The following is a 12,543-nucleotide window of genomic DNA, read 5'->3' as shown; positions in this document are numbered from 1 at the left end:
CCGAGGCGGCGATCAGCAGCACAACGCGCGGTTTCGCAGGAAAGTCCAACGATGATTGTCTCGATCCCCGATGTATTCAGTCCCGCCGACACCGCCGCGATGCGTGCGCAACTCGAAGCGGCCACGGACGCATGGGTCGACGGCCGCGCGACCGCGGGCTATCAGGGCGCGCCCGTCAAGCGCAACCAGCAGATCGCGGAAGGCTCGTCCATCGCGCTCGAAATGGGCGACAGAATCATCGCGGCGCTCGAGCGGCATCCGCTTTTCATCAGCGCCGCGCTGCCGAACAAGGTTTATCCGCCGCTCTTTAACCGCTACGAAGGCGGCATGCATTTCGGCAGCCATGTCGACGGAGCGATTCGCCTCGTGCCCGGCAGCGGCGTACGCGTGCGCACCGATCTATCCGTCACGCTGTTCCTCACGCCGCCCGACGAATACGACGGCGGCGAACTGCTGATCGAAGACACCTTCGGCGTGCAGGAAGTGAAGCTGCCCGCGGGCCATGCGATCCTTTATCCCGGCACGAGTCTGCACCAGGTGCGGCCCGTGACGCGCGGCGCGCGCGTATCGAGCTTCTTCTGGGTACAGAGCCTGGTGCGCGACGACACGCAGCGCGCGATGCTGTTCGACATCGACGGCGCGATCCAGCGTTTGAACGCCTCGAACGCGGACGATGCCGCGCGCCGCACGCTAGTCGGCTGTTATCACAACCTCCTGCGCATGTGGAGCGAAACGTAAATCGGCAATAACGGCGGATTTGCCCTGCAAGCTGGCTAGAGCGACGCGCATTTTTGTCCTACGCTTTAAGCGCGACGCGTGGCGCATCCGTGTGTTTGCGCAGCACAGCAATCCGGCGAGCACTCCGCCTTCACGCGTGCGCAAGGTCCTCCCGCACAATCACAGTCCAGGTGGCTGGAGGCTGATCGTGAGTCAAGCAATCGCCTGATCGAAGATTCAGGCAGCCCGGGGATTGCAGCTCCGAGAACCGGTGCACCTCCCCGGCGCATTCTCATGGAGGATGACGATGTCGATTCGACTTGGAGAAGAAGCGCCCGATTTCACCGCGGAAACCACCGAAGGCACGATCCGTTTCCACGAATGGATCGGCGACCATTGGGTGATCCTGTTTTCGCATCCGAAGGATTTCACGCCCGTCTGCACGACCGAGCTCGGCTACATGGCCGGGCTCAAGCCCGAATTCGAAAAGCGCAACACGAAGATCATCGGCCTGAGTGTGGACCCCGTCAGCGATCACGAGAGGTGGGTGAAGGACATTGAAGAGACGCAGGGCCACGCGGTCAACTATCCGCTCATCGGCGACGCGGATCTGAACGTCGCGAAGCTCTACGACATGATTCACCCGAATGCGGGCGGCGGCACGCGCACCGCGGCGGACAACGCGACCGTGCGCTCGGTGTTCATCATCGGCCCGGACAAAAAGGTCAAAGCCATGCTCGTGTATCCGATGAGTTCCGGGCGCAATTTCGACGAAGTGCTGCGTCTGCTCGACTCGTTGCAGTTGAACGCGAAGCATACGGTGGCCACGCCCGTGAACTGGAAACCGGGGGACGATGTCATCATTCCGACATCCGTCTCGAACGATGATGCGGCGAAGAAATACCCTGAGGGCTTCAAGACCTTGAAGCCGTATCTGCGGTACGTTGCACAGCCACGGTGAGATTGCGGCGCAGTAAAACCGGGCGCCGCCACGCGCCCGGTTGTCTCGACGATGCGCGCCACGGAGAAAACAACCTTGCTGATTTTCCGCCAACTAATCGACCCGCAATCGTCCACGTACACGTATCTTCTCGCCGATAGCACGACGCGAGAGGCCATTCTGATCGATCCGGTATTCGAGCAGGTGCGCCGCGATACGGCGCTGATCCAGGAACTCGGGCTGCGCCTTCTCTATACGATCGACACGCACGTCCACGCCGATCATGTGACGGGCGCCTGGATGCTCAAGCGCCGCACCGGCAGCGCGATCGCCATATCGGCGGCAAGCGGCGCGGAAGGTGCGGACCGCTATCTGATTCACGGCGACCGATGCGAGTTCGGCACGCGCTGGCTCGAAGTGCGCGCGACGCCAGGCCACACGAACGGCTGCATCAGCCTCGCGCTCGACGACGGCACGATGATGTTCACCGGCGACTGCCTGCTGATCCGCGGCACGGGCCGCACCGATTTCCAGAAGGGCGACGCACGCGCGATGTTCCGCGCGATCCACGGCGAGATTTTCAGTCAGCCCGAAAGCTGCCTGCTTTATCCGGCACACGATTATCGCGGCTTGACGGTGACGAGCGTCGGCGAAGAGCGGCGCTTCAATCCGCGCCTCGGCGGCGAACTGTGCGAAGACGACTTCGTCGGCTATGTGACGAATCTGCGGTTGCCGCATCCGAAGCAGATCGACATTGCGGTGCCCGCGAATCTCAAGTGCGGCGTTGCGGCCAGCGATCCCACGCAAGCGGCCGAACCTGATTGGGCGCCGCTCGTCTACACGTTCGCGGGCATCTGGGAAATCGGCCCGCAATGGCTCGAGGACAATCTGCGTTTCGTGCAGATAGTCGATGTGCGTGAGCCGGACGAGTTCAACGGCCCGCTCGGCCGCATTCCGGCAGCGCGGCTCATCTCGCTCGGCGATCTCGCCACGCGCGCCGCCGAGCTCACGAAAGAGCGCCCCATCGTGACCGTGTGCCGTGCCGGCGGCCGCTCCGCACAAGCGACGGTGATCCTGCGCCAGGCCGGATTCGACGAAGTCGCGAACCTTGCGGGCGGCATGCTGCGCTGGCGCGCGGAAGGCCGCGTCGTCGAAAATGCCGGCATGTAGCGCATATAGCAATTTCCTTCAATACACACCGCCCTGCCGCCGATACCGTTGAACCGCGTCAATCCCGCGCATTCACGTATCGAGGCACCGATGTCCGCTTTGCTTTCCATGGCCGCGTTCGCGCTGGCTTCGTCGATTTCGCCGGGTCCCGTCAACGTCGTCGCGCTGAGCGCCGGCGCGCAGCATGGCTTCGCCGCGAGCATGCGGCATGTGAGCGGCGCGACCGTCGGCTTTACCGTGCTGCTTCTGCTGATCGGCCTCGGGCTGCATGAACTGCTCGTGCATGTCCCCGCACTCGTGAGCATCGTCAAATGGGCCGGCGTGGCGTTTCTGCTGGTCATGGCCTACAAGCTCGCCGTCGATGACGGTCAGCTCGGCGCCGACAAACCATCGCGCGGCCCTTCATTTGCGTATGGCGCGGCGATGCAATGGCTCAACCCGAAAGCATGGCTCGCGTCGCTGGCCGGCATGGGCGCGTATGCCGCCGATGGCGACGGCAAACTCGTCTGGCAATTCACTGTGATCTACTTTGTGATCTGCTATGTGTCGATTGCAAGCTGGGCCTACGCCGGGACGTTTCTGCGCAAGTACTTGCAGGCGCCGCAGCGCGTGAGATTGTTCAATCGGGTTATGGCGGCGTTGCTTGCGGCGAGCGCGTTGTATTTGCTTGTGACGTGATGTGATCTCGCGTCGCGTGAGGCGCCGAAAACTGCGGCAACCCCGCAGTCAACTGCGATATTGGCCCGGCGTCGCGGCGACGAGCCGCTTGAACGTGCGCTGCAAATGCGCCTGATCGGCGAAGCCGGCGTCGAGCGCGACGTCGGCGATCAATCGGCCGCGCCTCAGTTGAGCGCGGCTGTACTGAATGCGCCGATTGATCAGATACGCGTGCGGCGTCATGCCGTAGCGCTCCTTGAACGCGCGAATCAGATGCGACGCGGACAGACCCGCGGCCTCGCATATGTCCTCGAGCTTCAGCGGGTGCGTGCAATTGTCGGCGATGAATTCGGCCGCTCTCGCGAGTTGACGGCTGGCGTCGTCGTGTGAAAGCGGCGCGGGGTTCAGGCGCTGCTGCACCTCAGTGAAAAATGCCACGGCGGCGCTTTGTTTGCGCAGCAAATCCGCATCGTTGTCGACCAGAATTCCATGCAGCCGATTGAGGCCGTCGAAGAGTTCGGCGTCTGTCGTCATGGTCTGCGAGAACGCGCGAAACGCGTAGTTCTCGCTGAAGCCGAGTTCGTGTTGCAACGACGTGAGCCACGCGACGTCGACGTGAAGCATGCGATACGACCAGCGCTCGTCGGCGATGGGATTGCATGCATGAACGTCGTCGGGATTCATCAGAACAACCGCGCCCGCGCCGGTCCATTCGCGCGCGTGGCGGTTCACGTACACGCTGCGTCCGCCAGTGACCGCGCCGATGGAGAAGGTTTCGTGAGAGTGCTTCGCGTAGCAGATTTCGCGGCCGTCTTCGATGGAGCGCGCCTCGATGAACGGCAACGCCTCGCTACGCCAGAATTGCGGCTCGCTTGCGCGCTTCGCATGAATTGCCGCCGCTGTCGTTCCGCTCATTCGCGCGCCTCCTCCGGTGTACGTGGGCCTCGCGGAAATGCGCGGCTGTCAAAAGCCGCAAGTTCGGCGAGGCCACTTATCGTAGCCGTCAAACGCGCGGCCAACAAGCGGACTTATGCGTTCGCTGCGGATGTTGCGCACCGCAAGCGGTTACTTCGCGGAAACGTCGATATTGCCGAGGTATTTCGCTGCGAGCGTCTTCACGGTGCCGTCCGCCTGCACCTTCGCAATCGCCGCGTTCAAGCGCTCGCGCAATGCCGTATCGCCCTTGCGGATGCCATAGGCGATACCGCTGCCGAGAATCTTGTCGTCGCGCACCGGTTGTCCGACGAATGCGTAGTCCTTGCCGTTCGGCTTCGACAGAAAACCGGTTTGTCCCGCGGGCGCGAGCACGAGCGTTGCATCGACACGCCCCGCGACCAGGTCCGTGTACACCTGATTCTGATCCTGATACGGCACGACGGTGACGCCCGCGGGTTCCCAATGCGTCTTCGCAAACGTCTCCTGAATTGACGCCTGCAACACGCCCACGCGTTTGCCCTTCAATGCTTCGGCAGTCGGCAGCAGACCGCTGTCGCGCTTTGCGATCAACTGCGTCGGCACGCGATAGACGACCGTCGTGAAGTCGATCGCCTGGCGACGCTGTTCGGTCGCATTCATCGCCGAGTTGATCGCGTCGAATTTGCGGCCTTGCAGCGCCGGAATCAAACCGTCGAACGATGTCTCCACCCATTTGCAGGTCATCTTCGCGGCGGCGCACACTGCATTGCCGACGTCGATGTCGAGACCTTGCAGCTCGCCGCCCGGTCCCTTCGATTCGAACGGCGGATACTGCGCTTCGAGCCCGAAACGCAGCGTCGATGTGTCGGCGGCAACGGCAGCGGACGATGCCGCCACCGATGCGAACGCGCAAGCGAGCGCCAACAAAGACTTGAGCAGTTTCATAGCAGGTCCCTTTCCTTCGGTTTCGTTGTAGTACGCGTTGTAGTACGAATGCGTAGCGTGTGAATATGCAATGGCGCGACGATCATACTGCGTTCAAAAATGACAGCGCCGCGCTCACGCGCACGCAGTTTCATATCTCGCACAAACGGCGCGCGCCTTCGATCAGCGTCGCGTCGTCTTTCGAAAAACTCAGGCGAATCAGGCCGGAATCCGTACCGTCGCCATAGAACGCCGAGAGCGGAATCGTCGCGACGCGCGCATCGCGAATCAGGCGCAACACGAAGTCGCTGTCCGTTTCATCGGAGAAGCCGCGAAAGCGCGCGAGCATGAAAAAGCTGCCTGCACTCGGCAGCAACTCAAAGCGCGATTCGCGAAGCCCATGTGCAAGCAGATCGCGTTTTTGCTGATAGAACGCAGACAAGCCGAGATAGCTTTCGCGATTCGCCAATGCATCGACGAACGCGTACTGCATCGGTGTATCGGCGGAAAACACCATGAACTGATGCACCTTGCGGATCTCGTTCATCAACTCGGCGGGCGCGAGGCAATAGCCGACGCGCCAACCCGTCACGTGATACGACTTGCCGAACGACGACACAATCACGCTACGTTCGGCGAGCTCGCTGTGGCACGCCATGCTCTGATGCTTCGCGCCGTCGAACACCACATGCTCGTAGACCTCGTCCGCGAGAATCACAATGTCCGTGTTGCGCGTGAGCGCTTTCAGGCGCGCGATGTCGGCCTCGTCGAACACGGTCGCGGTCGGATTGTGCGGCGTGTTGATGATGATCATGCGCGTCTTCGGCGTGATCGCGGCGGCGACCTCGTCCCAGTTCACGCGGAAATCGGCGAGCGACAATTTGATCGGCACGGGTGTCGCGCCTTGCAGCCGGACGATCGGTCCATAGCTGTCGAACGAAGGCTCGAAGTAGATCACTTCATCGCCCGGATGCACCAATGCGCTGATCGTCGAATAAAGGCCCTCGCTGGCGCTCGCGATCACCGTTACTTCGCTCGCGGGGTCATAGCGCACGCCGTACAGCGTCTCTACTTTATCGGCGAGCGCTTCGCGCAAGGCCGCGATGCCGGACATGGGCGCGTACTGGTTGTGGCCCGCGCGCATGGCGTTCGCCACGCCGTCGATCAGCTTCGCGTCCGGCGCGAAATTCGGCGCGCCTTGCGACAGATTCAGCGCATCGTGTTGCGCGGCCAGTTGGCCGATCACGGTAAAAATCGTCGTGCCGACATCAGGCAATTTCGAGCGGGCTTGCATGGCGCTCTGCATATGGCTTCTCCCTATCTTCATCCGGCGGCGGACTGACGGCGGCGAAGTATGCAGCCGTCCATTGCGCTCGAGCGCCGGTTGAATGATTAGGCATCAGCCAAAGAACCATCACAATCGAAACTTTGTCATGCGGCGCATGCGTTTATTTCATGGCTTAAACGCACGCGCGATCGTGGCGGCGACGCGGCGTGGAAAACAGCACGCGCCGCTTTTCGCACGCGCGCCGCCGCCCACGCCACGAGATCAGGCGTCTTCCATCAGCCGGACCTTGACCTTCTTGCCCTTCACCTTGCCCGCACTGAGCTTGCGCACCGCTTCGCGCGCAATGCTGCGCTCGACGGCCACATAGGTCGACATCTCCGTCACGTTGATCTTGCCGATCTGCGAGCCGGCGAAACCGGCGTCGCCGGTGAGCGCGCCGAGCACGTCGCCGGGACGGATTTTTTCCTTGCGGCCGCCGAGAATCTGCAGCGTTTCCATGGGCGGCAGCAGCGGCTCATTGCTCTTTGGCGTGAGCTCGGACAGCTTATGCCATTCGACGTCGCGCTTGTGCGCCTGCTCCAGACCGCCGACGCGCCCCATTTCATTCATGCTCGCGAGGCTCAATGCCCAGCCTTCCTGATCGGCACGACCCGTGCGGCCGATACGGTGCACATGCACTTCGGGATCGGGCGTCACGTCGACGTTGATCACCGCCTCCAGTTGCGCGATGTCGAGGCCGCGGGCGGCGACGTCGGTGGCGACCAGCACCGAGCAACTGCGATTCGCGAACTGGATCAGCACCTGATCGCGCTCGCGCTGATCGAGTTCGCCGTGCAGCGCCAGCGCATGAAAACCCTGCGCGCGCAGCACGTCGAGCAAATCGCGGCATTGCTGCTTGGTGTTGCAAAACGCGAGCGTGCTGACCGGACGATAGTGGTTGAGCAACAGACCGACGGCATGCAGACGCTCGTCTTCGGTCACTTCATAGAAGCGTTGGCGGATCTTCGTATTGTCGTGCCGCTCGGCCAGCTTCACTTCCTTCGGATTCCGGAGGAATTGCTGACTCAACTTGACGATACCCTCGGGATACGTCGCCGAGAAAAGCAGCGTTTGCCGTTCCTTCGGGCATTGCCTGACCACCGTCGCGATGTCGTCGAAGAAACCCATGTCGAGCATGCGGTCGGCTTCATCGAGCACGAGTGTATTGAGCGATTGCAGCGGCAGACTGCCGCGCTCGAGGTGATCCATGATGCGGCCCGGCGTGCCGACCACGATATGCGCGCCGTGTTCGAGACTCGCGGTTTGCGGACGCATCGGCGTGCCGCCGCACAAGGTCAGCACCTTGATGTTTTCTTCGGCGCGCGCGAGCCGGCGGATTTCCTGCGTGACCTGATCGGCGAGTTCGCGCGTGGGACACAGCACCATCGCCTGCACGGCGAAGTTGCGTGTGTCGAGACGCGCGAGCAGCGCGAGAGAAAACGCCGCGGTCTTGCCGCTGCCGGTTTTTGCCTGCGCGATGAGATCGTGGCCGGCGAGTGCGATAGGCAAACTCGCGGCCTGAATCGGCGTCATCTCGACATAGCCGAGTTGCGTGAGATTCGCGAGCGTGGCGGCCGGCAGCGGCAGTTGGCTGAACGGCGCGCCGGCCGTAGTGGGACTGTTCATAAATGGTTGGCTCGTGATCGTCTAAAGGCTGGACACTATTCGGCTAGGGGTCCGGGCGACGGACGGCCGTCCATCTGCTCGTACAGCACCGCGCCGTCGTCGCCTTCGAAACGCTCGACGTAATTGCGCGCGCCACACAGCGGGCAGCGGAACAGAAGCCCTTGCCCTTCGTTTTTGATGATGACGTCCGACTGCTCCCACTGCGCGCCGCAGGACTGGTTTCTACATGTAAACACGTTGCTTCTCCAACTGGATTCGATTGTTGATTCGACTGGCCGCATCAACCGAGATGCGTGTGCCGTGTGCGCGGCGCGCTGACGTCCATTTCGCTGAGACCTTGCACGATGCCGCAGTCTTCGACCGCCTGTTCGCCGTGGCATTGCTCGCGCAGCACGTGCAATTGCGCCTTGAGCTGTTGCAGTTCGTCGATACGCGTATCGACGTGCGCAATATGCTCGTCGATCAGATTATTGATGCCGCCGCAGCCGTTGGCCGGCGCGTCGGTCAGACGCAGCAGCGCGCGAATTTCGTCGTGCGTCATGTCGAGCGCGCGGCAATTGCGGATGAAGCGCAGCCGCTCGACGTGCTTCGCCGTATAGCTGCGGTAATTGGCCTCAGTGCGCTCCGCTTCGGGCAGCAGCCCTTCTTTCTCGTAGAAGCGGATGGTTTCGGTCGTGCAATGGGCGATTTTCGCCAATTCGCCGATTTTCATGGGCCCTCCGATACCGGCCTTGACCTTGTAGTGGCTTCAAGGTGTTTACTAGACCACAAATCGAACGAGGAAGCCACCATGCAGCATGCGCACGACGCGAAAGACGACCGTCTGGAACAAGCGGAAGCAAGCTCCTGTGAGCAAGGGCATGAACATGAGCATGGGCATCGGCACGAAAAGCGCGCACATGACCATGCGGGCGGAGGCTGCTGTTCTGCTGTCGCCGATGCTTCCTTGCCATTGCCAGCCGCAGATTTGCCGCAATCCGAACGAGTGCAAGGCGGCGATGTGCGCACGGCGATCCGCATCATGCAAATGGATTGTCCGACCGAAGAAGCGTTGATCCGCAAAAAATTCAGCCGCATGGCGGACGTGCGCAGCATGGAGTTCAACCTGATGCAGCGCGTGCTGACCGTTGTGCATGCACCGAATGCGCTCGACCCCATTCTCGACGCGCTGCGTTCGCTGGACTTCACGCCGGAACTCGCGGATGCCGACTCGCCGAATGCATCGGCAACGACGCGGAACGCTGCGCAAGATCAGCGAAAGCGCGTGTCATGGTGGCCGCTCGCCTTCGCAGGCGTCGCCGCGGTCGCTTCAGAGGCCGCTGGCTGGCTCGGCGCGCCAGCCTGGATGGCAGCGAGTCTCGCGATCCTCGCGATCGTCTCCTGCGGGCTCACGACCTATCGCAAGGGCTGGCTCGCGATTCGTCACGGCGACCTCAACATCAACGCGTTGATGAGCATTGCCGTGACCGGCGCGCTGATCCTCGGGCAATGGCCGGAAGCGGCGATGGTGATGGTGCTTTTCACCGTCGCCGAACTGATCGAGGCGAAGTCGCTCGACCGCGCCCGCAATGCGATTCAGGGACTGATGCAACTGACGCCAGAACAGGCGAGCGTGCAGCAGCCCGACGGCGACTGGCGGCTCACCGATCTCAAGGCGATCGCGCCGGGCGCGCTGGTCCGCGTAAAGCCGGGCGAACGGATCGCGCTCGATGGGGAAATCATCGCGGGACGCTCGAGCGTCGATCAGGCGCCGATCACAGGAGAAAGCCTGCCAGTCGACAAAACCGTGGGCGACGCGGTGTTCGCGGGCACCATCAACCAGGCCGGTTCGTTCGACTATCGCGTGACGGCGGCGGCGAGCAACACGACGCTCGCGCGCATCATCCATGCAGTCGAAGAGGCGCAAGGCACCAAAGCGCCCACGCAACGTTTCGTCGATCAGTTCGCGCGCGTCTATACGCCGCTCGTGTTCGCCGTCGCGTTGGCGGTGGCGCTCGTGCCGCCGCTCTTCTTCGGCGGCATGTGGCACGCGTGGATCTACAAGGCGCTCGTGATGCTCGTGATTGCGTGCCCGTGCGCGCTCGTGATTTCGACGCCGGTGACGATCGTCAGCGGGCTCGCGGCGGCTGCGCGTAAAGGGATACTCATCAAGGGCGGCGTGTACCTTGAACAGGGTCGCAAGCTGAGCCGTCTCGCGCTCGATAAAACCGGCACGATCACGCACGGCAAACCTGTACAAACCGATTTCGCGATGCTCGCCGAAATGCTCGCGGATGCGGATGCCGACGCGGCGCGTTGCCGTACGCTCGCCGCGAGTCTTGCGGCGCGCTCGGACCATCCCGTTTCGATGGCGATTGCAAGCGCGGCGCAAAAAGACGGCGTGACGAGTCTCCTCGTCGATTCCTTCGAAGCGCTCGCCGGACGCGGCGTGCGCGGCGAGATTAACGGCGCGACGTACTGGCTCGGCAATCATCGGCTCGCGGAAGAACTCGGGCGTTGTTCACCGTCCCTCGAAGCGCGGCTCGACGCGCTCGAGCGTCAAGGCAAGACCGTCGTGCTGCTGAGCGACGCGCAACGCGTGATTGCGCTATTCGCCGTCGCCGATACGGTGAAGGAGACGAGCCGCATGGCTATCGCCGAGTTGCATCGCGCGGGCGTGCGCACTGCAATGCTCACCGGCGACAACCCGCACACGGCGGCGGCCATCGCGGAACAGGTGGGCATCGACGAAACGCGCGGTAATCTTTTGCCGCAAGACAAACTCGACGCGGTCGCGCAGTGGTCGGCCGAGGGCGCGACAGTCGGCATGGTCGGCGACGGCATCAACGACGCGCCCGCGCTGGCCCGTGCCGACATCGGCTTTGCGATGGGCGCAATGGGCACGGGCACCGCAATCGAAACCGCCGACGTCGCGTTGATGGACGACGACTTGCGCAAGATCCCGCTGTTCATCCGCCTGTCGAAAGCGACGCATTCGGTGCTGGTGCAAAACATTGCGCTCGCGCTCGGCATCAAGGGCGTCTTTCTGGTGTTGACCGTGATGGGTCTCGGCACCATGTGGATGGCCGTGTTCGCCGATGTCGGCGCGAGCTTGCTCGTGGTCGCGAACGGTTTGCGGCTGCTGCGCAAATAGTTAGCCATCCAATGCAATGCGCCGCACCGCGATGCACATTCAAAGCCGCTAGTGCGCGAACGAGCGGGTATTCGTTGCCGAATGCGTGCCGATTGCGGCCTTCAACGTATCCGAAGGCCGCATGCCGAAGAGCTTGCGATAATCGGTTGCGAACTGGCTCATGTGCCAGAAACCCCAGGCCGCCGCCACATCTTGCACCGAGCGCGAATCGCGCGATGCGTTGCAGAGATCGCGCCGCGCGCCGTTCAAACGGATTGCCCGCACATAAGTAGCGGGCGCCATGCCGAGCACGTCCTGAAAGCAGTATTGCAATGTGCGCCGGCTCACATGCAGACGCTCGCACAGTTCCGGCACGCTGACCGCGCGATCGCGATTCGCGAGCACATAATCGCGCGCCTCCGATACGATCGACTGACGACGTGCACGCGCCGGCATCGCAATCGGTTCGGAGCACGCGGGCAACGCGCCCACGTCGAACAGGGAAGCAAGCACGGCGGCCTGCAAGTTCTCGCGCGCAGACGACGACAACGGCGCGGCACTTGCGGCGCTCTGCTGAAGCAGCTCACGCAACGAAGCACATAAACGCTCTTTGCGCGCCATGCCGATCTTCACGACCTCAGTGTCTGCCCACTGCTCGGCCAGCCCGACGCGCTCCACTTGCGCGGCATAGCGGCGCAACACTTCGCCCTTCACGACTACACCGAAAATCTCATAGTCCGCCGACGTCAGCAATTCGAATTCGATGCCACCCGGACGAAACGCGAGGGCATCGCCGGTAATGATCTGCGCGTCGATGCGGCCCGATCCGGCGCGGCATGTCGGAATGCCGAACCAGTACGCGTCTTTCTGCACTTCGCAGGTCTGCCGCAACGTGTGGCTCGTCGTTTCGACGAACACCTGCATATGGTCGAGGCACAACTCCGTGAGACCGCCGACAAAGCTGCCCGCGGTCAATTGGTCGTAGGTCTGATGCCAGCCGTGAAGATTGCGCGCCTGCTCGTCGGCGTCGTGAGCGACGCGGGTCTGTACGCGAAAGCTTGGCTGCGGCGCACGCGTCGAAGCCGCACAGGTGGCCGAGGTTGTCGCGCTGTCGCTGAGGGTTTCGATCGTCATGGCCAATCCGCGCGATGGAGT

The 12,543-nt window shown here is 62.6% G+C and carries 13 protein-coding genes; 5 read left to right on the top strand and 8 right to left on the bottom strand.

The window, feature by feature from the left end:
- The first annotated feature begins 51 nt into the window (after nt 1-51).
- From ABIE53_RS01800 to ABIE53_RS01785, 4 genes are all read left to right on the top strand, one after another.
- Nucleotides 52-738 carry a Fe2+-dependent dioxygenase gene (locus tag ABIE53_RS01800; RefSeq protein ID WP_006050561.1) on the top strand — a complete coding sequence of 229 codons (687 nt, stop codon included), beginning with the start codon at nt 52-54 and terminating at the stop codon, nt 736-738.
- A 286-nt stretch (nt 739-1,024) separates the two neighbouring features.
- On the top strand, nt 1,025-1,678 hold the full coding sequence (locus ABIE53_RS01795; protein WP_006050563.1) for a peroxiredoxin: 654 nt from the start codon (nt 1,025-1,027) through the stop codon (nt 1,676-1,678).
- Between the two features lie 78 nt (nt 1,679-1,756).
- The gene (locus tag ABIE53_RS01790; RefSeq protein ID WP_192700084.1) at nt 1,757-2,827 is read left to right on the top strand and encodes an MBL fold metallo-hydrolase; all 1,071 of its coding nucleotides are present in this window, start codon (nt 1,757-1,759) and stop codon (nt 2,825-2,827) included.
- Between the two features lie 90 nt (nt 2,828-2,917).
- The gene (locus tag ABIE53_RS01785; protein WP_053857334.1) at nt 2,918-3,505 is read left to right on the top strand and encodes a LysE family translocator; all 588 of its coding nucleotides are present in this window, start codon (nt 2,918-2,920) and stop codon (nt 3,503-3,505) included.
- 48 nt (nt 3,506-3,553) lie between these two features.
- Here the strand turns inward: ABIE53_RS01785 and ABIE53_RS01780 are convergent, their stop codons facing one another.
- From ABIE53_RS01780 to ABIE53_RS01750, 7 genes are all read right to left on the bottom strand, one after another.
- Nucleotides 3,554-4,399, bottom strand: a complete 846-nt coding sequence (locus ABIE53_RS01780) for an AraC family transcriptional regulator (RefSeq protein ID WP_192699930.1) — start codon at nt 4,397-4,399, stop codon at nt 3,554-3,556.
- Between the two features lie 150 nt (nt 4,400-4,549).
- On the bottom strand, nt 4,550-5,344 hold the full coding sequence (locus ABIE53_RS01775; RefSeq protein ID WP_053857332.1) for an ABC transporter substrate-binding protein: 795 nt from the start codon (nt 5,342-5,344) through the stop codon (nt 4,550-4,552).
- 130 nt (nt 5,345-5,474) lie between these two features.
- Nucleotides 5,475-6,629, bottom strand: coding sequence for a pyridoxal phosphate-dependent aminotransferase (locus tag ABIE53_RS01770; protein WP_192699929.1), 1,155 nt, complete (start codon nt 6,627-6,629; stop codon nt 5,475-5,477).
- A 243-nt stretch (nt 6,630-6,872) separates the two neighbouring features.
- Entirely contained in the window at nt 6,873-8,276 is a 1,404-nt protein-coding gene (dbpA, locus tag ABIE53_RS01765; RefSeq protein ID WP_006050569.1) for an ATP-dependent RNA helicase DbpA, read from the bottom strand.
- Nucleotides 8,277-8,311: 35 nt separating this feature from the next.
- Nucleotides 8,312-8,512 (bottom strand): hypothetical protein, encoded by a 201-nt coding sequence (locus tag ABIE53_RS01760; RefSeq protein ID WP_053857329.1) that lies wholly within the window; start codon nt 8,510-8,512, stop codon nt 8,312-8,314.
- 44 nt (nt 8,513-8,556) lie between these two features.
- Nucleotides 8,557-8,988, bottom strand: coding sequence for a Cd(II)/Pb(II)-responsive transcriptional regulator (cadR, locus tag ABIE53_RS01755; RefSeq protein WP_029971152.1), 432 nt, complete (start codon nt 8,986-8,988; stop codon nt 8,557-8,559).
- Nucleotides 8,989-9,036: 48 nt separating this feature from the next.
- Nucleotides 9,037-9,303 (bottom strand): hypothetical protein, encoded by a 267-nt coding sequence (locus ABIE53_RS01750; protein WP_310073761.1) that lies wholly within the window; start codon nt 9,301-9,303, stop codon nt 9,037-9,039.
- Here ABIE53_RS01750 and ABIE53_RS01745 point away from each other — a divergent pair.
- Nucleotides 9,298-11,409, top strand: a complete 2,112-nt coding sequence (locus ABIE53_RS01745; protein ID WP_310073759.1) for a heavy metal translocating P-type ATPase — start codon at nt 9,298-9,300, stop codon at nt 11,407-11,409. The genes ABIE53_RS01750 and ABIE53_RS01745 overlap by 6 nt on opposite strands.
- Nucleotides 11,410-11,457: 48 nt before the next feature.
- On the opposite strand, the gene ABIE53_RS01740 is transcribed toward ABIE53_RS01745, so the two are convergent.
- Nucleotides 11,458-12,522, bottom strand: a complete 1,065-nt coding sequence (locus ABIE53_RS01740; protein WP_192699927.1) for a helix-turn-helix domain-containing protein — start codon at nt 12,520-12,522, stop codon at nt 11,458-11,460.
- Nucleotides 12,523-12,543 lie beyond the last annotated feature (21 nt).

This window comes from Paraburkholderia sp. OAS925, from assembly GCF_040543975.1.
Classification (GTDB): Bacteria; Pseudomonadota; Gammaproteobacteria; order Burkholderiales; family Burkholderiaceae; genus Paraburkholderia; species Paraburkholderia graminis.
The sequence above is the reverse complement of the archived record's forward strand: the minus strand, read 5'-3'. Positions and strand labels throughout refer to the sequence as shown.